The following is a 21,530-nucleotide window of genomic DNA, read 5'->3' as shown; positions in this document are numbered from 1 at the left end:
AAAAAGTCGATGACGACTATCCCTTTTGTTATCTCTTGAGTATTGAACAAAATTGACCTTGGGGATGGTTTGGAAGGATTTACCGTTATAAAGCTTATGTTAATTTTTCTGAAAAGGCAGTGTACAGCGGCTGTAGAAAAGCGCAATCTAGCCATAATAAATTGTTGGATTCCTGTACAGGGGGAATAGAAATGTCATTTCGAGTGATTAAAGGGTCTTTTCATATAGTGGGTTATTCGCCGGATGGCGATTCAGTTCGCTTCAAAGCGGATGACTTAGCGCAGTGGGATTTGTTAGAAGGCAGTAAAGTGCGTCTTAACAAAAAGGAGCATGCTCAACTGAGAATTGAAGCTATCGATACCTTAGAAACCCATTATAAAAGTGAGCACCAACCTGCTGAGTGGGCGGATTCTGCCACGCAATATTTATTGAAGTTACTAGGAATTAAAAACACTCAGTGGAATGAATCTCGAAGCAAAGTGGTATCTGCAGACGATGGCGTCCCAGGTTATATTATGACGCGTATGGCCGAGCGCTATGGTCGACCTGTAGCATTTGTGTTTGCTGGCGAAACAGAATACGAAGATGGGCAATCTATTTTTCTAGATAACCACATCGTGAAAACGTCGGTAAACTTTAAAATGTTAGCAAAAGGGTTCGCTTATCCAACGTTTTATGATGGGCTTTTCTACGATTTAAGAGCACGTTTTGCCAAAGCCGCGATAAAAGCACGAGCGGCGAAAAAAGGCGTATGGAGTGAGGATAAAACCAACAGTTTTATCAAAATAGAATCGCTAAGTAACCTGACGGATGAATACGTGATATTGCCTAAGTTGTTTCGACGACTCGTCACTTATATGAAAGCCCATGATACCTTTGATGCTCATGCCTTTGTTGAATCCTTGAAGGAAAAACAAGAAAAAGTACTGGTGCTAAGTGATTTGCATTTTACCCATTTAGATAACCTGATAGAAATTGATGAAAAAGGCCGCATTAAACTAGCACAAGCGCCAGAAAACTTGGTTTTCTTGAGTTAGCCCTGATATTAATAATCACTAAGTAAATGATCGATTAGGAGCTAAGACGTTATGATTCGCCATGTGTTATTTATAAAGTTTAAAGAAGAGGCTACGGCAGAAGACATCTCAACTTGTTTTGGGAATTTTGAAGCGATTCAGCATCAGGTTAAGGGTATTGAATCGGTAGAGTGGGGTGAAAACTCCAGTTCAGAAGATCGCAATAAAGGTTATTCACATTGTGTATTGATGACATTTGTTGATCAAGCTTCCCTTGATAACTACCTGCCACACCCAGAGCATATGGCATTAAAGGCACAGCTAGGGCCCATTATGGAAGACATTATTGTGTTTGACTACGCATTGTCGTAATACTCGCGCTATTCGCTAAAAAACCAGACGGATGTCTGGTTTTTTATTTCAAAAGCCTTCTATTAGGCGGCATAAAGCCAGTAATAAGCGGCGCTTGCGATTAATATAACGGCCATGTTTTTTCTCCCGAAGGTCAAAACGTTATCAGTCTTTTCTATATGGTTAGTATACGAGGTGGCAATATGACGTGCTATAGAATGGCATTTGAATCAATAATTGATCCAAATGTTTGAATAGAATCTGCCCATTTTTTGTCATAAATGGGATTAATAGTAAAATTGGCAAAGAGATGGACTCGTTAGTACTTAACTTTAATCCTGTGCCTTTCAAAGAGTGAGGCGTTTCAACGCTAAGGTGAAAAAGTGCTTTGCTTGTATGAAGATGCCAGCATCAAAAAGCCCGTCACTCAATCAGACTTTGAGGACGGGCTTTTTAGTTGGATAAATAAACCAATCCGTTATTGGTTTATTTTTTCGAGCGATCGAGTCAATTCACTATTTTGCTAGTTGAGCCAGTAATTTCTCTGCCACAAGCTCTGAACTCGCTGGGTTTTGGCCTGTAATCATCAAGCCATCTTGCACAGCAAAAGGCGTCCAGCTGTCTGCATTTTGGTAGTCTGCACCACGTTTTTTCATTTCGTCTTCAAGCAAGAAGGGCACCACATCGGTAAGCTGTACCGCTGCTTCTTCGCTATTGGTAAAGCCTGTGACAACTTTGCCTTTAATGAAGTAGTCACCTTTGCTGTCTTTAATGTTTAAAAACGCGCTTGGGGCGTGGCAAACAGAAGAAATTGGTTTGTTTGCTTGGATAAAGCTTTCAATGAGTGCAATAGACTCTTCGTTGTTAGTTAAATCCCATAGTGGGCCGTGACCACCTGGGTAGAAAATGGCATCAAAATCATCTTGTTTCATATCGCTCAATTTATGCGTGTTGGCGATGACATCTTGCGCCATTTTGTCTTCATAAAAGCGCTTGGTCGCTTCTGTTTGGGCATCCGGTGCTTCACTGTTTGGGTCGATAGGCGCTTGGCCGCCTTTCGGTGTCGCAACCGTTACTTCAGCCCCTGCATCAATAAAGGCGTAGTAAGGAGCCGCAAACTCTTCTACCCAAAATCCTGTTTTGTGACCTGTATTACCCATTTCTGAGTGAGACGTTAGAACCACTAAAATTTTATTCGTACTCATCATTATGACTCCTTGTTGGTGTCGTGAGACTTTTGCACGACTATTGCGCTTGCCAATACTTTGTTAAAAACAGACTCAAAATGCTCATTTATAGGTATAAACTCCGCTTTTTCGTCTTTTTTTGCCGTGTCTTGGCGTCGCTCGTGACATCGTGCAAAGGTCTCGTCGGATTGATTGTTAAGTTGTGGTCAGTATAGAGGGGCTTTAATGGTTTGAATACAGAGATAAAGTTGACTTCATTGATCTAATAATTGATACAATTAATAAGTCAGTTGCAGATAAGGGGCATGTGTGGACATTTCGTTCGAGCAGTTAAAAAGTATGGTGGTGTTTGCTCAAGTAGTGGAACAAGGCAGTTTAACTTCAGCCGCCAAAGCGATGGGAATTTCTCGTGGCGTGGTGAGCTATCATTTGAAGAAGTTAGAAGACCAGCTTGGGGTTGTATTACTCAATCGCACCACTCGCAGTTTGTCACTAACTGACACGGGAGAGGCCTATTATCAGCGTTGTCGTACTATTGCTTTTCAAGCCAATGAAGCCAATCTGCAAATAGAGCGATCAAAACAAGAGGCTGTGGGTAAGTTAAAAATCGCCTGTCCAGTGAATTTAGGGCTGCAAGTTGTGGTGCCTGCATTGAATGAGTTCCGTCGTTTGTATCCCTTAATCGAGCTGGATGTGTCATTAAGTGATGAGGTCGTTAATATCATTAAAGACGGAATGGATCTTGCCATTCGAGGTGCGCCATTGGCCGACTCTGGATTACAAGCCAGTATATTGGCCTCGTTTGAAACCTATTTATGTGGCTCGCCTGAGTACTTTCGTAAGCGAGGCACACCTGTTCAACCTCAGGATTTGTATGATCATGATTGGGTTGTATATAAGCAGGCAGCGAACTCCGTCCATTTGAGCCAAGGATCACGTTCTTATAGTTTGTCGGTAATGGGTAAGGTCAGTACTAACAATGCAGCGGCGAGGACGATGTTTTTGGAAGGGGGAAATGGTATCGGGCGTATCCCTGTATACGATGCCAAGCCTCGTATTCAAAAAGGACTGTTAAAACGTATTTTGCCAGACTATCGTTGTACTGATATTGATGTATACGCTGTGTTCCCACCAGGGTCTTCCAGTGCTAAAAAGCTGCGTTTGCTGGTGGACTTTTTAAAAGTAGAATTCGAGCGTATTACACGTGCTTTGTGAAGGGGAAAAGTAGTAGGGGAGCAAAACGTTGAGAAAGGCAAAGCGCCCATCATGGATGGGCGCAGATAAGACAATCCTTTTCTAGTTAACCGCTACTGCTTATTGGGCGGCTATAGTGGCGACTTTAAGTTCATCTTTCACCTGTTTTACATCCGTTGTGTTACGCGCTATCTGCACGGCTAGCTGTTTTTCTGCATCGCTTTTTACATCCCCTGTGAGAGTGACGATACCTTTATCGACGTCAATGTGTATTTTGGTTCCTTCGATATTTTGGTTCCATAAATAGCGAGTTTTTAATACGGTCGCAATTTTTGTATCGATCAAGGTACTTTTGGCTTGATCTGTCATGTTGTTCTTATCGGCCCCCTCGGGCGAGTTTGCAGGAGTATCTGCAATGGTGATGTTGTTTTTAACTTCTTTGACGCCTTGTAAACCTTCGACAAGTTCGCCAGCAAGGTCCTTATCGGTACTGTTATCTGTGGTGCCCGTTAAGGTCACGACACCATCTTTTACGCTGGTTTTGATGTGAAAAGCGTTAACGTGTTTATTGAATAATAAAGTGGCTTCCGCTTTACCATCAATCCATGCGTCTTTGGCGCGGTCAGTCCAGTGATCATTTGTCTGGGCCTGCGCGGCACCGGCAGTGAGTGCTGATACGAAAAGGATGGACATGATTGTATTCTTCATAGTGCTCTCCTTATTTTAAAAATGGCCATAGCGTGACTGAAGTTGTTTTCTGCCTCATGACCTATTATTTGCTGTAAAAAGTTTGTTGTGAAAAACTTGCTATAAAAAGCCATAGCGATGATCGTGCCAAAATATAAGTGTTTGAAATTAAATATTTTTTATTTTTTTTGTTCATTAGCTCTTATTACCTTTTTACAAAACGAATTGTAAAAAGGATGTGACCCGACTTAGTTATTGCAAAAAGTTGGCGTCTTCTGATGGTTTGCCCTGGTTGTGTGCGTAAACTTTTGCTTACTTTTAGGTGTGATTCGCTGCTATGGTTGTGGGTACTCCGTTTTTGATTGTTATCACTAGGGTCTTTCATGTTGCAAAAAATCGCACTGTGCTTGTTCGTTGGCTGTTTTGTTCATATAGCATGGGCCGATCAAGAGGTGGAAAAAGCCGAGTCTAAGAATCATGTCTCTGTTAAGACGGCCGTTGTGAAGAAGGCCGATGCCGTGAAAGCGCCTGCCACTAAAAATCAGAAGGAGGTGAGTAAGAGCGAGGAGCCAACAAAAGACCCGATGAAGACGGTCTTTGAACTTGAGCGTAGTGTGGCCATTTTACAGGTGTCCAGTGCCTCTTTGGATGATGTACAAGATCTGCAACAGCAAATCGATGAACTGAAACATCACTTTGCTATAACCTCGTCCATTGTCGACAGAATGCACCTGCTATCGACATTGATAGCCTTACTTTTTATAGTGATTTTGGCTTTGACTTGGTATATATGGAGATTGTCTAAGCGTTTATCCTTATATTCTAGTGCGCCCTTTTCTGTAAACGAAAAAACAGTGAAAGAACAAGGAGAAAGCAATGGTTAGTCAGACGGCATTGCTCATTATTGATATGCAAAATGGTATGGCTTGGCCGCAAGCGGGTGAGCGTAATAACCCGGATGCGGAACGAGAGATTGCTGAGCTGTTATCCCATTGGCGTGTGAACAATGCGCCCATTGTGCATGTTCATCACTTATCGCGGGAAGAGGATTCTTTATTTTGGCCTGAGCAAGAAGGGGTCATGGTGCAAGAAGCCTTTATACCCTTGTTGGGGGAAAAAGTTATTGAGAAGTACGTGCCCGATGCTTTTACTCATTCAGATTTGCAGTCATGGCTTGAATCCCAGAAGATTGATCGCTTAGTGGTGGTGGGGGTCAGCACGAATCACTCGATTGAATCGACCGTTCGAACCGCTGGGAACATTGGTTTTACCACCTATGTTGTCGGCAGTGCTTGTTTTGCCTTTTCTACATTGGACTTTGATGGTCGTGAGCGTAGTGCTGACGAGGTTCATGCTATGTCACTGGCCAATCTTCATGGTGAGTATGCAACGGTGATTTCTCAAACGGATGCGTTCGAGCTTCTGGAGTCATGACCTGTTCAGGTTGTATATAGGCCAGTTGCCAAATAGGCGAGGTTGTTCATTTTTGATGTTGCTAATAAAATTGTACTTTTCAAAAATAATTTGAGTTCAAAATAATATCAGGAAAAAGGCTTTTTTCTGATATTGATCGCTATCATTCAGAAAAATCCTCAAAAATATGTCAAAAAATGCTTTTTATAGGCAATAAATCCGTTTTTTCAAACCATATCCCTTCGTGGTCAAAGCTTTTTATTTCCGCTACACTAGTTTTATGTATGTAAAAAAGTGCAATTAAGGAAGCTTTTATGACTGAAAAAAATCAGGATACTGGGATTAGTCGTCCGGGTTTGTTGCTTGCCCTGACTCCAGTCGTCTTAACACTTATGGTATTGGGGGTGCAGATTTTTTATTTTGGCGACTTCACTCCGCACATTCCTCTTGCTATTGGTCTTGCGCTTACCTCACTCGTTGGTATAAAGCTCGGTTTTAAATGGAAAGATATAGAAGAAGGGATCTTTCACGTTATCCATATTGCGCTGCCCTCCGTTTCGGTGCTGATTTGTGTCGGGATGATTATCGGTGTTTGGATCGCGAGTGGTACGGTACCGACTCTCATTTACTATGGCTTAACCATCCTGTCTCCACAGATTTTTCTGGTTGCTGCCATGCTGTTGTGCTCTGTTGTATCTATGTCGCTGGGGACCTCTTGGGGGACAGTCGGGACCGTAGGTCTTGCCCTAATGGGCATCGGTGCAGGGTTTGATGTGCCTGTGTACTGGACGGCGGGTGCTGTTGTTTCTGGTGCCTTTTTCGGGGATAAAATCTCCCCGCTGTCTGATACCACTAACTTGGCCCCAGCAGTCACGGGGACCAATGTGTTCTCCCATATAAAAAACATGATGCCAACGACTTTGCCTGCCATGATGGCCGCGGTAATTATTTACTTAGCTGCTGGTTTCATGCTGGTGCATGATGGCGACGTGTCTTTTGCTAAGATTAATAGCATTACGACGGAGCTACAAAAGCATTTTGTTATCTCTCCTTGGTTACTACTCCCTGCCTTGTTGGTCATTGTCCTAGCGGTCAAACGTATTGCGCCTATTCCTTCGCTATTTGCCGGTGTCGTGGCCGGTGCGATAACCGCCATGGTTGCGCAAGGCAATGGCATTCACGAAGTGGTGACCTTTGCTAACAGTGGCTACACGATTAATACCGACGTGACGGCCATTAATACTCTGCTGAACCGTGGTGGGATTCAATCCATGATGTGGACTATCTCCCTTGTACTGATTGCTTTAGGATTTGGTGGCGCATTGGAGAGAACGGGTTGTTTAGAAACCATTATACTGGCGATTTTGACTAAGATTCATAAATTCAAAGACATTCAAACCGCTGCCGTTTGTACCTCTATTTCGACTAACTTAGTCGCAGGTGATCCTTACTTATCCATTGCCTTGCCTGGCCGTATGTATTCTCCTGTTTATCGTGGTATGAAGTACTCTACTTTGAACTTATCTCGGGCGCTTGAAGAAGGGGGAACCTTGGTATCGCCGCTTATTCCTTGGAATGCGGGTGGTGCTTTTGTGATCAGTGCGTTGGGGCTGGGAATCTCGGATGGCAATTTTGAAAACCTTCTGTATATTCCATTAGCGTTTGCGTGTTGGTTGTCGCCTGTATTGGGGATTCTTTATGCTCAGCTTGGTTTCTTTTCACCCAAAGCCAGTAAAGAAGAATTGGCTCAATGGAAAGAGCAGGGTGAGGATTCACTAACACCTGAAGAAGCTCGTGAGAATGCTGAAGAAACATTAGCATCACAGCAAACCTAACGCTTGCTTAGGTGATTCTGATCAAGGCCTCTGTCTTATTGACAGGGGCCTTTTCGTTCTGGTGTCATATCTTGGCGGAGGTGTCGCTTTGCTTATTTATCTTCAACGATGCACATTGGGGTGTTGGCAATAGGGTCGCGATGTATTTGTGCGTTGAGATCAAAAACAGTCCGTAGCATGTCCTTTGTTAATACCGCCTCTGGTGTTCCCTGTGTATTGATTTGACCTTGCTTCATGACAATCAAATGGTCGCAATAGCGTGCTGCCTGGTTGATATCGTGCAGGACCGTCACGATGGTTTTTCCGGATAGGTTAAGTTGACGAAGTAAATGCATCAGTTCAACTTGGTGGTTTAAGTCCATGTAAGTGGTTGGTTCATCAAGGAGTAAGTAGGGCGTGTCTTGGGCAAGCGTCATGGCGAGCCAGACACGTTGACGTTGTCCACCTGATAACTCGCTCACTAACTGCTCGGCTAGTGCGGTGACCCCCGTTTCTTGCATCACTTTATCAATAATGGTGTGGTCGTCTTTCGTTAGCCTCCCCCAAAAGCCTGTATACGGGCTACGTCCATAAGCGATGAGATCCTTAACCTTGATGCCCTCAGGAATGGGTTGTGTTTGTGGCAATAAGGCCAGTTGTTTTGCTAAGCCTTTGGAAGGCATTTGGTGAAGGTTTTTCCCACACCAATGCACTTCCCCTTTTATGGGGGTCAGAATGCGTGCCATGGCTTTCAGAAGAGTCGATTTACCGCAACCATTCGGTCCAAGTAAAGCGATCATCTTTCCTTCTGGTATGGTCAGTGAAACTTGATTGACAATGGTTTTACCATGATAGCCAACGCAGACATTATGAGTACTAAGAGACATAAATCATTTTGTCCTGATAAGTAACCAAAGAAAATAAGGGGCGCCAAGTACAGCCGTCATGATCCCCGCTGGTAATTCAATCGGTGGGTCGATTGTGCGGGCCACTAAATCTGCCATCAGCAGTAAGACGGCACCCACTAACATAGTGGCTGGCAGCAGAGCTTGGTGGCGCCCACCAAATAATTTGCGCGCAAGATGGGGGGCGACTAAGCCTAAGAAGCCAATGGGGCCACAAATTGACACCGCTGCTGCAGTCAGTGCCACAGCAATGGCTAAGGCAATCAGGCGAAGTGAATTAACTTTTGCGCCAAGGCTAATGGCAGTGTCTTCGCCAAGATGAATAAGATTCAACGATTTCGCCAAGTACAGCGCACATGGAATGAGCACAAGCCAGGGGAGTAGCATGGTAATTTGCGGCCAACTACGGCCCCATAAGCTGCCTGTTAACCAAAGCAACGCGTTATTGATTTCTAGCGGCTTGATCAGCATTAAAAAATCGACTGTACTGGCATAAAAGGTTGCCAGAGCCACCCCGGTAATGGCCAGTTTTATTGTGCTGCTGCGATGACCACATAACCACCATAAAATCAGTGCTGCGCACAAACCGCCAACTAAGGCCACCGCCGGAAGCCAAGAGATGCTTGAGTGTGGAAAATAGATCATATACACGACAGCGGCAAGGCCTGCTCCGTGGCTGACGCCGAGAATATCCGGTGATGCTAATGGGTTACGAATCACCCCTTGAACGAGAGCCCCAGCAAGAGCGAGCATGGCGCCCACTAGTATTGCCAGTAGTGTACGAGGTAAACGGTATTCGTGAATGGTGAAGTAGCTATCACTGCCCGGTTGAAAGCCGCGAAAAACATCATGTAATGACAGCGAAACGGCACCGAATAGCAAATTCGCTACGACCAATGAGATCAACAACACACTAATAATAAAGAAAGGAATAAACCGGTTCATAAAGTGCGTTTCCTAACCAGATAGATAAAAAACGGTGCACCTATTAACGCTAAAACCGCCCCAGCTGGAGTTTCCATAGGGAAGATAATTGAACGGCTGATAATGTCCGAGAGGACGACCAACATGGCGCCCAATAACATAGAAAGAGGTAAAAAACGCCGATGATCTTGTCCACAAAGCATTTTGGCCATGTGTGGGACGAGTAAGCCGACAAAGCCAATAGAGCCCACTGAACTGATGGCGCTGGCAACCAGTAGTAATACTAAGAAGCTTCCAGCCAGCTTAGTGAGAATGAGCGACGCACCTAAGTTGCGAGCATTCTCTTCCCCCAGTTGCAGGATATTTAACGTTGGCGAGAGCGCCATACAGCCTAACAAACTGAACAAAGAGATAGGCCACAAGTGATCGAATGTATTCCAACGGGCGTTCGCTAAGCTGCCAGCTAACCAGGTCAAGACACCTGAGGCCTGATCTTCTGCCATAATGATGGAGGCTTTAGTGAGTGCCGCACAAAGTGCCGAAATCGCCACACCTGCTAGTACCAAGCGACTGGAGTCGTTGCCGCTTTTCCATGCACTTCCCAGTACCATAACCAAGGTCCAAGTCATCCCGCCACCAATAATGGCGGCAACAGAGGTGCCTAATAGACCAAACCAAGGGGCGATGGTCGAGACTGCCGCCATACCAAGCGCGGCACCGGCATTGACACCAAGCACGGAGGGCGCGGCCAGCGGGTTTTGTGTTAAGCCCTGCATTACCACACCGGCTGCCGCTAGGGAGGCGCCGACGAGGATACCAATCAAGGTGCGGGGTAAGCGCAAATCTTGCACGATATGTTGGGGGACACTGGTATTGTCCATATTGAATAAGGCGTGAAGGGCATCCATCGGCGTAATCTGTACCGCAGACCAGCTAAATAAACTGATCCAAGCGATGATCAATAAGCTTGCCCCTAACACTATGCACTGCCAGGCAAAGGGTAGTCGTGATAGCATCATGGTTTAGCGGCGATTTGATTGCCGTGAAATACATTAACCAAGTCTTGTCCCATACGCTCCGCCGCCATGATGCCTCGACAGCGCGACCAAACATTGGGATTCACGTAAAAGATGTGGTGCTCACGAGCGGCTTTTAATACTGACCACAGTGGTTCTTTTTCCCATTTATCCACAATACTGGGATGGGTGTAGTTGCCAATAATCAAATAATCAGGGTTAATGCTAAGCATTTGTTCCAAGCTGGTTTGGCGATAAGCAGAATCGTTTCTTCCTGTATGCGCGTTGGCTAAACCAAGGGCTCGAATAACACCGCCAGCATAGGAGTCGGCAGTATGTAAAAAGAGAGCGTCGTCTCGGGCAACCCCAAACTGAACCACCACGCCTTTTGGTAATTGCTTAGCATAGGCGGCCATAATTTTCTGATGCTTTGCTAGACGCGCTTGCATTTTTTTGTTTTTACCAATCACTTTGCCAATGATAGCGGCCGCCTTGAGACTATCCTGATAGGTTTCGCGGCGCGATGGCAAAATAAGGGTTGGCGCGATTTTTTGCAGATCCGCATAGACACCTGCATGGCGAGAGATATCGGCAATAATGAGGTCGGGTTTTAACGCTGCAATGGTTTCTAAGCTCGGCTGTGAACGTGTACCGACCGATGTCCAAGGTTTGATGATCTTACGGACGGCTGGTAATACACGGCTTGGATCTTTATCGTCCGCGATGCCAATAGGGCTGACTCCGACAGATGCTAGTGCATCGGCAAAGGAAAACTCTAAGACCACTATGCGCTTAGGTCGATAATCGATTGTGAAAGTCCCTTTGCTATCTTGCACCGTTACAGGTTTGTCTAGAGTGTTTTTTGGATGAGGGCCATTATCTGAAGCGGCTTGACTCAACCCAGGAAAAAGAAGAGCTGAGGCACAAGTCAGCACCATGATGAGGAAGTGTTTCATTACATCTTGATTCTTTATTGATGAAGATTTTAATGATAACACTTCTCAGTATTATTTATCTATTGTTATGGCGCTTGATTTGCCAGCCATTCTTTACAAACTTTCCCCAACCTCTAGTTGGAATGGCAGTTCAATAACACGCTGAGAAACAGGTTCGCCTTTTAAGCGACTCAGAAGCTGCTCTGCAGCAAGCCGCCCTATTTCTTCTCTGGGGGTGATAACTGTCGCTAGCAAAGGCACCATGGCTCGCGAAATATTATGGCCATGAAACCCTGCAATGCCTATTTGCTGCGGGATAGAAATACCTGCCTTTTGGCAGGCATAAAGGGCACCAATGGCTAAGTCATCATTGGTGCAAAAAATACCATCAGTATCCGGTTGTTGTTCTAAGGCTTGGTGTAGAAACTGTCCGCCTAAGGTAAAAGAAGATGCTTCATTGTTTTTTAAGCATAGAGGCGTTAAGCCATGGTCTTCCATGGCGCGCTCATAACCACGAATCTTAAGCAATGTGCGCATGTCCATTCGCGCGGCGAAATACACAATCTTCTGTCGACCCTTTTTGATCATCAGCTGCGTCATCGCATAGGCAGCGGCTTCATTGTCGATACCAATGGCTTGCTCTATTGGGGGGGATACGGAATCCATAATTTCTATAACTGGAATACCTGCCACATCGAGCATTTTTCGCACCCGCTCGGTATGAGTACTTTCTGAAATAATTAATCCATCCACATTGTAAGACAATAGGGTAATAATGCGTGCTTCTTCGGCCTCCTGGCTGTAACCATAGTGGGCCAGCATGGTTTGGTAGCCAGCGGGCTCGAAGACCGACTCGATACCGCGTAATACTTCAGAGAACACTTGGTTAGTGAGGGAAGGGAACAGCACACCAATCGAGTGGCTTTTCGCATTAGAGAGAATATCCGGCGCGCGATTGGGAATGTAACCAAGGGTATCTAAAGCTTCACGAATGCGTGTTTGTAGAGGAGAAGATACTAAATCTGGGTTTTTAAGATAACGGCTGACCGTCATTTTAGTGATGCCAACCTGATCAGCAACATCTTGAAGCGTCGGACGTTTCTTTTTCATTTAGGTGCAACTATCTCGTGGTATTGTTACTAGTAACATTATCATAGCTTGAGTAGCCCGAGAACCGCAAAAAAATGGATGATTGCGATTCTGTTGAGGGCTGATTTATTGCTTTATATAGGCTAGTGCTTGTTGGAACACAGCGTCAGCATCTTGGCTAATATCAAGGCTAAAAGCTTCGCTTTGCGTGGGTTCAATGAGGGTGGCAAACTGACTTTTTAGCATGTCTTGGCCTTTAAAGTAGTGCCCGTTGCGTTTTTGATGACGTTGCCAAATGGTATCGAAATCCCCCTTAAGGTACAGCATAGTGACATCATCAAGATCTTTTTTCAGCATGTCTCGGTATTCCGGTTTAAGGCCAGAGCAAGCGACGACAGCGCATTCATGATTTTTTAATAAGGCATTTAACGTGTATAACCATCCAAAACGGTCTTGATCGGATAATGGAATACCTTTGCTCATTTTCTCGATGTTCGACGAGTTGTGATAATCGTCGCCATCAAAAAAGGGATAACCTAATGCATCGGCTAGGCGTTTACCTATCAATGATTTACCGGATCCTGAGACACCCAGAACGACAATCTTCTTTCCCATGAATGAAGCCTCTTACCTAATAAGTCTATAATGTATGACTGCGTGATGGCGGATGCATCATCACGCAGCTTCTTCCTGTGTAAATGTTAATAATGATTGATGTACTACTTCCACCAAAGTGCCAGTTGTGGGAAGAATATCACGGAGGCCAAAACCAGCACTTGTAACGCGATAAAGGGCAGTAAGGAAGAGAAAATCTCCCCTAAACTGATGTCTTTTGGGGCTACCGATTTGAGATAAAAGGCGGCAGGGCCAAAAGGCGGTGACAAAAAAGATACCTGCATATTCAAACAGAACACCACGCCAAACCAGATGGGATCCAAACCCAGACCTGAGATGATCGGTACAAAGATGGGCATGGTTAGGAGGGCGACGCCGACCCAGTCTAAAAACATACCAAGTACGAGTAAAATCAGCATCATAATCAGTACGGTACCCATCACGCTGCCACCGCTTAATGCCAGAATGGTTGATTCGACGAAGTCGATACCACCCATGAGGTTATACACGCCCACTAGGGCGGTGGCACCGATACCAATCCAAATGATCATGCCACAGGTGCTCATGGTCGCTTTGGCGCTGTCTTTGAGCATGGAAAAGTTAAGTTCTCCACGAATGGCGGCACTGATCATAATACCGACTACTCCCAAGGCAGAGGATTCCGTTACTGAGGCAATGCCAGTGTATATACTGCCTAGAACCGTGATGACGGTGAGCAGTGGAAATAATAAGGCTTTAAAATAATTAACATCGGCATCCGCCGCTAATTCTTCTTCTGTTGGTAAAGGGGCGTATTCTGGATGCAAGCAGCTAATGACCAACACATAGACAATATATGAGGCGGCAAGTAATAGAGCGGGAACAAATGAGGCTTTAAATAGGTCACCAATGGACACGCTAGCCGTGAGTCCATAAATGATTAAGACAATACTCGGAGGTAGCATGGTGCCGAGCGCGCCGCCTGCACAGGTGGTACCAATGGCGAGTTTGCGGTTATAGCCGAGGCGCAACATTTGCGGCAAAGCCAATATCCCCAGTAGCACCGTTTCACCACCGATTACCCCAGACATAGAGGCCAACACAATGGCAACCAATAAGGTTTGGACGGCGACGCCCCCACGTAATTTTCGTCCGAAGACTTTCATCGCATCGAATAAGTCTCTGGCAATGCCAGAACGATCTAATAACGCGGCCATCAGAACAAACATGGGGACGGCGAGAAACACATAGCCGCCCACAAAACTGTATAAACGACTTGCTATCAATGGCAGTGCGGCGACGCCAAACCAGCCGACCGCAAAAACTAAAGCAACCAAGCAAGTGACGAACGCCAGCTGCATGCCAGTTAGGAGTAAAACAATCATACTCATTAGCATGAGTAGACTGCCGTAACCGATTCCCAAGGAGGATAAATCAAACATGGTCACGCTTCCTTAGGCCATTAAGCTCTTGAATCAGATGCAACAAAAACTGGATAAACATGACGCCAATGGTTAACAGAATCATGGCTTTAACAAGGGCCGGAAAGGCCGGGTTCCAAGCTGATCCAGAGGTTTCTAAATGAACCTCACCTAAGGGCGATAACCAAGCGTCTTTTGTCATTTGATAAGCGGCCCAGCTCAACATGCCAGTGAAACAGAGCCCCATAATATGATGAAAAACGTTGAGCCAGCGTTTGGTTCTATCCGAAACCACATCATAAATCAGCACGACGCGCACATGTTTATTGGTGGCCAAGGCATAAATGCCACCATAAATGAATAAGCAACCACCGAGAAAGGAAGCTGTTTCATGAACCCAAATAGTCGGGGCGTCAAAGACATAACGCATCACCACCTCATAAAAAGAAATGGCGACCGTAAAAATAAACAACAAACTCAACAGGTTGCCCAGTTTATAAATGCAACGATCCAATGCATTTCTGGGGACTTCCGAAGGGTCTAGTTCTGGAGGATGAATGGTTTTTTTCATAGTAGTCGTCCAGTCAAAACCGTAGAGGCAAAGTGCGTACTTTGCCTCTACGGAACATGGCTAAAGAGTTTGTGATATTACAGTAGGTCGTTCTCTTTTAAATACTGAGTAATCGAGTCATAGACTTTTTGCGCATTGGGTGATTGTTTGGCGTATTTTGCCCATTGTGTACGGGCAATCTCTCGGAACTTTTTACGCTCTTCAGGTGACCAATTATGGATGGTGATCTTAGGGTTGGCCTTGGCTTCAGCGACGGCTTTACGGTCGGCGATGGCCAATTGTGTGGTGATATCTTGTGCAAAATCCCGCACCGAAACGGTGAGGATTTCCTGTAGATCTGGAGGTAACTTATTCCATTTTTTGAGGCTCATGGAAATGTCGATCAATGGCAAAGAGTGGAAACCAGGGTAAACAGGGTTGGGGGCAATATCATTCATGCCGGCTTTTTGATTGGTGGAGAATACGGTGTAGTCGGCGGCGTCAATGACCCCTTTACTCAACCCTGTAAAGACTTCGGAACCAGGAATATTGACGGGGGCGGCGCCCGCAGCTGCAAAAACCTGCTGGACGAGTCCCTCTGGCGCTCGAATTTTTAACCCCTTTAAGTCATCTACGCCATCTAAAGGAACCTTTGAAACAAGGGATTCCACTCCGGTTGTTGATCCGCCAATGAATTTTACACCGTAGGGTTTGTACAGCTCATTCATAAGCTGATAACCACCGCCGTAGTTGATGTATTGCAATAGCTGAGATGTGTCAGACCAAGCTCCCACCGTATTACCTATCAGACCAAAAGCCGGATCTTTCCCGGAGAAATAGCTAACGGCGGTGATTTCCCCATCCAGAATTCCCATTTTAATGCCATCTAGTGTTTCGGTGTGTTTAAACACACTGCCGACGGGAAGAAGATCGATTTTTATTCGACCATTGGTCATGGTTTCGACACGTTTTGTCCATTCTTTTTGGATTTGAAAGTTTTTATCACCGACGGGGTCAGAGGACTGAAATTTGAATTTGTAGTCGGCGGCGATGGCTGACGTGCAGAGTGTACCTGCTAGAGCAACGGTCAAAAGAGAGGTCGTGAGCTTATTCATTATTGGCTTCCTATGATTATTGTTGTAGGAATTTAGATGATTTGTTACCGGTAACTATTTGTTTATGTTACCGGTAACTTTTTGGTGCCGTCAAGCCTTTCTTAGGCCCTTCTCTTATTCTTTTTCTAATGCTTTGAAATTTTTAGTGATTTTTTGATGTTGGTCTTGGTAAAACGCAAATTTACGATGGGAAGGTCGATTAAAAAAATAACCTATAGTAGGATCGTTAACGCTCAATGTTGTTATTATGATGTGTAAAAACAGTTTGTTTTTCTATTATTTAGGTTGTGGTTCTATCATTGATGTTAGATTTTTTTCTTAAGTTACTAAATAGACCTAAACAAGTTTGTATCTTTGTTTTTATAACGACTCTGCTTATTTTAGGGTATGTGGCGTTTCAGTTTTATAAAATAGAGGTACAAGATGAAAAAAATATGGCGATGGCCCTAGCGCAAAGTAACGCCTCGCTTTTAGTCACCACACTGAATAAAAGTGTATCGGCTAATTATGCCTTCGCCGCCATGTTGCAAAAGTCTCAGGGGAACCCCGTCGGTTTTTCTTATTTAGCTGACTCCTTGAAGACCTACTATCCTGATGTTGAATTGTTTTCGCTTGCTCCACAAGGTTTGATTCAGTATATCTACCCACTAAAGGGGCATGAGCAAGCTCTAAATAAGAGTCAGTTTATTGGTGACGACGAAAAGAAGCTTTATATCAGTGGTGATGCCCCTCGATCCGTTACCTTTCGAGGGCCATTGCATGTATTCTCGGATAAGCAAGAGATCATTGGCTCTTTCCCCGTCTATTTGCAAGATCAGCAAGGACACTCTTCTTTTTGGGGATTGAGTAATACCGTTATTGATATGGCTGATTTGATGCAGCGATTAGATTTAAATGAATTTGTCAGTCGACATTTAGACTATCAACTGACTGTTCTCAACCAAGCGCAACATAGCAAAGCACAGACGGTGGCTGCCTCCAAAGAAGTCGCTTCTAGCCCCTATGCGATTCACCTTGATATCCCTGTTCAGGGGATGACTTGGCGTTTATACCTCGCTCCTGAAAACACATGGGTTTCTATATGGATGCTTTTGTTTGGTGTATTGTTTGTCATCTCTGTCAGCTTTTTGATGGCCTACTTTGTCTGTTTGAGTCTAAAAGTTCGTCTCAGTCACCATAATCTAGAAAGCTTGGTGGATAAAAGGACTGCCACATTAAAAACTCTCAACAAGCGTCTAACGGTATTGTTGAACGCCATGCAGGATTCGATTTATGAAGTGGGGTTAGACGGTTGTATTATTGCCTATCATTCACCGCGTATCGATCAGGACTATCGTTTTCTTGGTTCACCTTTGGGAGTCGACTATAGAGCGTTTTTTCCAGTTAGCGTGGGGTCGGTATTTGAAGAGGCGATACATTGTGCAAAAGAGCATGGAACAACTAGAGGTCATGAGTGCTATGTAGAGACTGAATTAGGGCGTCGATGGTATGAAGTGTCAGCAACCTATTCCCAGTCGGATGATGAGAAAGACGGCTTTTTTGTTGTGGTTACCCGTGAAGTGACCTTTAGAAAAAACGTCGAGTCGGAACTTCGTATTGCGGCCACGGCTTTTCAAACACAAGACGGTATTTTAATTACTGATACGAAAAACTGTATTGTACGAGTGAATTCTGCCTTTGAGAAAATAACGGGTTATGCAGAGAAAGAAGTCATTGGCAAAACGCCTGCTATTATAAGTTCTGGTCGCCATTCTAAAGCATTTTTCCGTGATATGTACGAACACATTGAAAAGTTTGAAAGTTGGGAAGGAGAAATTTGGAATCGGCGCAAAGACGGTGAAATTTTCCCAGAATGGCTGAGTATTTCAGTGGTAAAAGATGAGCGTGGTGCATTAACCCATTACGTGGCGACCTTTAAAGACATTTCTGAAACAAAAGACAATGAGCGTCGCATTAATCAGTTGAATTACTACGATAGCTTAACGCGTTTGGCGAATCGCCGTTTAATCACCAAGGACTTGGATCACATACTAGAAAGCGGCATTTTAACGTTTCGGCGCAGTGCTCTGTTGTTTGTGGATATAGATCATTTTAAAGATGTGAATGATCTTAGAGGGCATTTGATTGGGGATATGTTATTGCAACAAGTAGCATCGCGCTTAATGGATTCGACACGTTCAGGGGATATTGTTTCTCGTTTTGGTGGCGATGAATTTCTGATCATGCTGGAAGATGTGGATGTCTCTGTTTCAGAAGATAGAATTGCTTATCGTGCGAAGCATGTTGCAGAAAAGATCATGAAGGCGTTAGGTGTGCCGTTCGAACTGGATGATGATGCCCCCTATCATCTCTCTGTTAGTATTGGCATTGCTCTATTTGGTAAAGAGACGACGAATAGTCAAGAGGTCATCAAGCAGGCCGAACTTGCGTTGTATGAGGCCAAAGGGCGTGGCCGTAATCAAGTATGCTTTTACGCTCCCCAAATGCACGAAAAAGTATTAGAACGTGTGACGTTAGACAGTGATTTTAGGCGGGCCTTAGCCGAAGAACAGTTTGTTTTATATTATCAGCCGCAGTGGACGGCGAACCAAAAAATGAAAGGGGTGGAAGCTTTAGTTCGGTGGCAGCATCCAGAAAAAGGTATGATTTCTCCAATGTATTTTATTCCATTTGCTGAAGAGTCAAAGTTAATTCTGCCTTTAGGGGATTGGGTATTACGAACAGCGTTGAAGCAATTGGCTGACTGGCAAAAGGATCCAGCGTTAAAACATTTGATCATGTCTGTGAACGTCAGTGCATTGCAGTTTTCCCAAGAGGAGTTTGTGTCACAAGTAAAAGAGGCAATTTATCAAACGGGGATTCCCCCAGCACAATTACAAATCGAACTCACTGAGAGTATGTTGGTACATGATCAATTTGATATCATTCAAAAGATGCAGTCTCTCAAGCAGTTAGGTGTTCTAATTTCATTAGACGATTTTGGGACAGGCTATTCCTCGTTATCGTATCTTCAACAACTGCCGATCGATCAACTGAAAATTGACCAGTCCTTTATTCGAGCGATACAAGAAAGTGATAAGCAAGCGTCTCTTGCCGCCTCTATTATCGGTTTAGGTCATAATCTCCATATGGAAGTGATTGCTGAGGGGGTTGAAACACAGGCCCAATTTGATTGGTTAAAACAACACGGATGTGATCTGTTTCAGGGTTTTTTACTGGCTCGCCCCATGCCAATAGAGACATTTAGTTACTAATTAGTGGTTATGTAAACATAATCTTACTGTTTTTCATTTATATCAAAGGGTACGCTTATGGCACGGTGGGGCTTGCGTGGTAAATCGTTGTTTGCGTTGGCAAGTACGAGTGTGTTTGCTTTATTAATGATTGCGATGATTGGTTGGTATTTTGTCCAAAAAGGACAAGAGTATTCTGCTGAAAATTATGCGGATAGTTTTACTGAGTTAAACTATCAGAGAATGTTGACGCCAGTTTCTCGAGAGTTAGCGTTAGCGCAACGGTTTGCGAATTCCCCCATTGTTAAGGCATGGCTTAGAAAGCCAGATGACCCTGCTTTGAAAGAGCTATGGTTAGAGGAAACGCAGAGTTATCTTAACGCGTTTCAAAGCCATAATATGTTCTTGGTGAATGATAAAACGAAGCAGTACTTTTTTGCGGATCCAAATAGTCCATTGTCGACGACGCCAAAATATGTGTTAGAAGCCAGTAAACCTGCCGATAGTTGGTATTTTTTAACACGTCAACAGCATGTGCCATTTGTTATCAATGTGAATTACGACTCGGTATTAAAGGTCATAAAGGTTTGGATTGATGTTGATATTGTTGATCATGGACAGTTTTTGGGAGTTGCTGGAACCGGGTTGTCGTTAGAGCATTTTATTAAACAGTTTGCGGATAACGCCATTCCTGGGGTAACACCCTTTATTATCAATGCCAATGGCAGTATCCAAATTCATCATAACGAAAAGATGATTGCCTACAACTCGATGAATGGTAAGGATAAGCAGCATTCTATTTATGCTTTGTTGGACAATGACAAGTCCAGAGAAAAAGTAAAAGCGGCTTTACAGAAAGCACGCCATGATAAGGAAAAGGTTGTCACTATTAAGGTAGATCAAGGTGGACACCAGCAATTAATGGCGTTTGTGTATTTTCCATTATTAGATTGGTATGTGGTGACCAATATAGATTTAAACAAAGTTAGTCTGTTCAATTCTAATCTTGTTTTGCCGACGCTTGGTGTACTCGTGTTGTTGCTGATTTTACTTTTGGGCTTTTTTGGACTGGTAATTGAGCGTTTAGTGATTACCCCCATTAGAGACTTACAACAATCGGCAAAAAGTATTGCTGGTGGTTCCTACGATGTGTCTTTGGTTTCGCGTAGTAACGATGAAATTGGTGATTTGAGCAAGACATTTAATACTATGGCTCAACAGGTTAGAAACCATACTCAGGAGCTAGAGAAACAAGTTCAAAAGCGTACTGCTGAGCTGGAGGAGGCACACCAGAAAGTGGTGGATGCGCACCGCAAAATGGGAGCGTCTATTGATTATGCCAGCTTGATTCAAAAGTCGATTTTACCGGATCGGCAAATGCGACAATTTTTGGGGGATCAGCACAGTGTCATATGGCGGCCAAGAGATGTGGTAGGGGGGGATTTTTATGTGTTCCACAACACAAACGAGGGCTGTTTATTAGGTATCGTCGATTGTGCTGGGCATGGTGTCCCTGGTGCATTGATGACGATGTTAATGCGTGCTGCCATTGACTATGCTATAGGTCATGTCGGTATTCAAAATCCTGCGGCTTTGCTTAGTTCAATCGATACCACCTTGCGTTCTATGTTGAATGAAGAGTTGAGTGCGAATAAAGTGGCAACAAATGCCGATGTTGGATTGGTTTATGTGCCTAACCAAGGGGACTTTATTCGTTTTTCTGGCGCTAAAATTACGCTTTACGGCAGTAATGGTGATGACATCATCAAGCAAAAATCAGGACGAAGAGCGTTGGGAGATCGACGAGTAGGCGAGTATAACAATACCGAATTACCTATGTCTGGCTGGACCTATTATATGACAACCGATGGTTTTTTAGATCAGGCGGGGGGCGAGAAAAACTTTGGTTTTGGTAATCAACGTTTTGAAGGATTAATAAAAGACAATGCTGCTTTACCTCTAAGGGATCAAGCAGATTTTTTTGAATCTGCTCTAGATGACTATATGGGAGATCAACCTCAACGAGACGATATCACTTTGCTGTCTTTCCGGTTTGATCCAAAAACGCAAAATAATGAGGTTTGAT

At 44.3% G+C, this 21,530-nt stretch carries 19 protein-coding genes; 8 read left to right on the top strand and 11 right to left on the bottom strand.

Annotated features, from left to right (window positions below; translation table 11 throughout):
* Positions 1-191: 191 nt before the first annotated feature.
* Together JHD45_RS15795 and JHD45_RS15790 are read left to right on the top strand one after the other, a co-directional pair.
* A complete protein-coding gene (locus JHD45_RS15795; RefSeq protein ID WP_199477477.1) occupies positions 192-1,037 on the top strand; it encodes a thermonuclease family protein in 846 nt (281 codons plus the stop codon).
* Positions 1,038-1,088: 51 nt separating this feature from the next.
* A complete protein-coding gene (locus JHD45_RS15790) occupies positions 1,089-1,388 on the top strand; it encodes a Dabb family protein (protein ID WP_199477476.1) in 300 nt (99 codons plus the stop codon).
* Between the two features lie 494 nt (positions 1,389-1,882).
* Here JHD45_RS15790 and JHD45_RS15785 read toward each other — a convergent pair whose 3' ends face one another.
* Positions 1,883-2,572 (bottom strand): type 1 glutamine amidotransferase domain-containing protein, encoded by a 690-nt coding sequence (locus JHD45_RS15785; protein ID WP_199477498.1) that lies wholly within the window; start codon positions 2,570-2,572, stop codon positions 1,883-1,885.
* Positions 2,573-2,863: 291 nt separating this feature from the next.
* Here JHD45_RS15785 and JHD45_RS15780 point away from each other — a divergent pair, with 291 nt between their 5' ends.
* Positions 2,864-3,769 (top strand): LysR family transcriptional regulator, encoded by a 906-nt coding sequence (locus JHD45_RS15780; RefSeq protein ID WP_199477475.1) that lies wholly within the window; start codon positions 2,864-2,866, stop codon positions 3,767-3,769.
* Between the two features lie 99 nt (positions 3,770-3,868).
* On the opposite strand, the gene JHD45_RS15775 is transcribed toward JHD45_RS15780, so the two are convergent.
* Positions 3,869-4,456: a BON domain-containing protein gene (locus tag JHD45_RS15775; RefSeq protein ID WP_199477474.1), complete on the bottom strand. Its 588-nt coding sequence runs from the start codon at positions 4,454-4,456 to the stop codon at positions 3,869-3,871.
* Between the two features lie 362 nt (positions 4,457-4,818).
* On the opposite strand from JHD45_RS15775, the gene JHD45_RS15770 reads away from it, so the two are divergent.
* The 3 genes from JHD45_RS15770 to nhaC all read left to right on the top strand — a co-directional run bounded on the left by JHD45_RS15770 (position 4,819) and on the right by nhaC (position 7,683).
* Positions 4,819-5,319, top strand: coding sequence for a hypothetical protein (locus tag JHD45_RS15770; RefSeq protein ID WP_199477473.1), 501 nt, complete (start codon positions 4,819-4,821; stop codon positions 5,317-5,319).
* The gene (locus tag JHD45_RS15765; protein ID WP_199477472.1) at positions 5,312-5,869 is read left to right on the top strand and encodes a cysteine hydrolase family protein; all 558 of its coding nucleotides are present in this window, start codon (positions 5,312-5,314) and stop codon (positions 5,867-5,869) included. Before JHD45_RS15770 ends, JHD45_RS15765 begins: the two co-directional genes overlap by 8 nt.
* A gap of 293 nt (positions 5,870-6,162) precedes the next feature.
* Positions 6,163-7,683: a Na+/H+ antiporter NhaC gene (gene nhaC, locus JHD45_RS15760; protein ID WP_199477471.1), complete on the top strand. Its 1,521-nt coding sequence runs from the start codon at positions 6,163-6,165 to the stop codon at positions 7,681-7,683.
* Between the two features lie 92 nt (positions 7,684-7,775).
* On the opposite strand, the gene fecE is transcribed toward nhaC, so the two are convergent.
* The 9 genes from fecE to JHD45_RS15715 form a co-directional block, all read right to left on the bottom strand.
* Entirely contained in the window at positions 7,776-8,549 is a 774-nt protein-coding gene (fecE, locus tag JHD45_RS15755; protein ID WP_199477470.1) for a Fe(3+) dicitrate ABC transporter ATP-binding protein FecE, read from the bottom strand.
* A gap of 3 nt (positions 8,550-8,552) precedes the next feature.
* A complete protein-coding gene (fecD, locus tag JHD45_RS15750; protein WP_199477469.1) occupies positions 8,553-9,512 on the bottom strand; it encodes a Fe(3+) dicitrate ABC transporter permease subunit FecD in 960 nt (319 codons plus the stop codon).
* A complete protein-coding gene (locus JHD45_RS15745) occupies positions 9,509-10,510 on the bottom strand; it encodes an iron chelate uptake ABC transporter family permease subunit (RefSeq protein WP_199477468.1) in 1,002 nt (333 codons plus the stop codon). Before JHD45_RS15745 ends, fecD begins: the two co-directional genes overlap by 4 nt.
* Positions 10,507-11,463, bottom strand: coding sequence for a Fe(3+) dicitrate ABC transporter substrate-binding protein (locus JHD45_RS15740; RefSeq protein WP_233407874.1), 957 nt, complete (start codon positions 11,461-11,463; stop codon positions 10,507-10,509). The genes JHD45_RS15745 and JHD45_RS15740 overlap by 4 nt, the downstream gene beginning before the upstream one ends.
* Positions 11,464-11,556: 93 nt before the next feature.
* Complete coding sequence (gntR, locus tag JHD45_RS15735; RefSeq protein ID WP_199477467.1) at positions 11,557-12,552, bottom strand: gluconate operon transcriptional repressor GntR; 996 nt, start codon at positions 12,550-12,552, stop codon at positions 11,557-11,559.
* A 105-nt stretch (positions 12,553-12,657) separates the two neighbouring features.
* Positions 12,658-13,146, bottom strand: coding sequence for a gluconokinase (locus tag JHD45_RS15730; protein WP_199477466.1), 489 nt, complete (start codon positions 13,144-13,146; stop codon positions 12,658-12,660).
* Positions 13,147-13,250: 104 nt separating this feature from the next.
* Positions 13,251-14,567, bottom strand: a complete 1,317-nt coding sequence (locus JHD45_RS15725; RefSeq protein WP_199477465.1) for a TRAP transporter large permease — start codon at positions 14,565-14,567, stop codon at positions 13,251-13,253.
* Positions 14,560-15,117 (bottom strand): TRAP transporter small permease subunit, encoded by a 558-nt coding sequence (locus JHD45_RS15720; RefSeq protein WP_199477464.1) that lies wholly within the window; start codon positions 15,115-15,117, stop codon positions 14,560-14,562. Before JHD45_RS15720 ends, JHD45_RS15725 begins: the two co-directional genes overlap by 8 nt.
* Positions 15,118-15,194: 77 nt before the next feature.
* A complete protein-coding gene (locus JHD45_RS15715) occupies positions 15,195-16,211 on the bottom strand; it encodes a TRAP transporter substrate-binding protein (protein ID WP_199477463.1) in 1,017 nt (338 codons plus the stop codon).
* Positions 16,212-16,513: 302 nt separating this feature from the next.
* Here JHD45_RS15715 and JHD45_RS15710 point away from each other — a divergent pair, with 302 nt between their 5' ends.
* Both JHD45_RS15710 and siaA read left to right on the top strand, forming a co-directional pair.
* Positions 16,514-19,465 (top strand): EAL domain-containing protein, encoded by a 2,952-nt coding sequence (locus JHD45_RS15710; RefSeq protein WP_199477462.1) that lies wholly within the window; start codon positions 16,514-16,516, stop codon positions 19,463-19,465.
* A 57-nt stretch (positions 19,466-19,522) separates the two neighbouring features.
* The gene (gene siaA, locus JHD45_RS15705) at positions 19,523-21,529 is read left to right on the top strand and encodes a biofilm regulation protein phosphatase SiaA (protein WP_199477461.1); all 2,007 of its coding nucleotides are present in this window, start codon (positions 19,523-19,525) and stop codon (positions 21,527-21,529) included.
* Position 21,530 lies beyond the last annotated feature (1 nt).

It is taken from the genome of Marinomonas spartinae (genome assembly GCF_016461715.1).
Lineage (GTDB): Bacteria > Pseudomonadota > Gammaproteobacteria > Pseudomonadales > Marinomonadaceae > Marinomonas > Marinomonas spartinae_A.
Note: the sequence above shows the minus strand (reverse complement) of the source record. Positions and strands in the feature narration are given on the sequence as shown.

What these genes read in the sequence shown, in the direction of transcription:
- JHD45_RS15740 (WP_233407874.1), bottom strand. Translation starts at nt 11,463, where the DNA reads ATGAAACACTTCCTCATCATGGTGCTGACTTGTGCCTCAGCTCTTCTT.
- JHD45_RS15790 (WP_199477476.1), top strand. Translation starts at nt 1,089, where the DNA reads ATGATTCGCCATGTGTTATTTATAAAGTTTAAAGAAGAGGCTACGGCA.
- gntR (WP_199477467.1), bottom strand. Translation starts at nt 12,552, where the DNA reads ATGAAAAAGAAACGTCCGACGCTTCAAGATGTTGCTGATCAGGTTGGC.
- JHD45_RS15765 (WP_199477472.1), top strand. Translation starts at nt 5,312, where the DNA reads ATGGTTAGTCAGACGGCATTGCTCATTATTGATATGCAAAATGGTATG.
- JHD45_RS15725 (WP_199477465.1), bottom strand. Translation starts at nt 14,567, where the DNA reads ATGTTTGATTTATCCTCCTTGGGAATCGGTTACGGCAGTCTACTCATG.
- JHD45_RS15730 (WP_199477466.1), bottom strand. Translation starts at nt 13,146, where the DNA reads ATGGGAAAGAAGATTGTCGTTCTGGGTGTCTCAGGATCCGGTAAATCA.
- JHD45_RS15795 (WP_199477477.1), top strand. Translation starts at nt 192, where the DNA reads ATGTCATTTCGAGTGATTAAAGGGTCTTTTCATATAGTGGGTTATTCG.
- JHD45_RS15710 (WP_199477462.1), top strand. Translation starts at nt 16,514, where the DNA reads ATGTTAGATTTTTTTCTTAAGTTACTAAATAGACCTAAACAAGTTTGT.
- nhaC (WP_199477471.1), top strand. Translation starts at nt 6,163, where the DNA reads ATGACTGAAAAAAATCAGGATACTGGGATTAGTCGTCCGGGTTTGTTG.
- fecE (WP_199477470.1), bottom strand. Translation starts at nt 8,549, where the DNA reads ATGTCTCTTAGTACTCATAATGTCTGCGTTGGCTATCATGGTAAAACC.
- JHD45_RS15785 (WP_199477498.1), bottom strand. Translation starts at nt 2,572, where the DNA reads ATGAGTACGAATAAAATTTTAGTGGTTCTAACGTCTCACTCAGAAATG.
- JHD45_RS15715 (WP_199477463.1), bottom strand. Translation starts at nt 16,211, where the DNA reads ATGAATAAGCTCACGACCTCTCTTTTGACCGTTGCTCTAGCAGGTACA.
- fecD (WP_199477469.1), bottom strand. Translation starts at nt 9,512, where the DNA reads ATGAACCGGTTTATTCCTTTCTTTATTATTAGTGTGTTGTTGATCTCA.
- JHD45_RS15775 (WP_199477474.1), bottom strand. Translation starts at nt 4,456, where the DNA reads ATGAAGAATACAATCATGTCCATCCTTTTCGTATCAGCACTCACTGCC.
- JHD45_RS15720 (WP_199477464.1), bottom strand. Translation starts at nt 15,117, where the DNA reads ATGAAAAAAACCATTCATCCTCCAGAACTAGACCCTTCGGAAGTCCCC.
- JHD45_RS15770 (WP_199477473.1), top strand. Translation starts at nt 4,819, where the DNA reads ATGTTGCAAAAAATCGCACTGTGCTTGTTCGTTGGCTGTTTTGTTCAT.
- siaA (WP_199477461.1), top strand. Translation starts at nt 19,523, where the DNA reads ATGGCACGGTGGGGCTTGCGTGGTAAATCGTTGTTTGCGTTGGCAAGT.
- JHD45_RS15745 (WP_199477468.1), bottom strand. Translation starts at nt 10,510, where the DNA reads ATGATGCTATCACGACTACCCTTTGCCTGGCAGTGCATAGTGTTAGGG.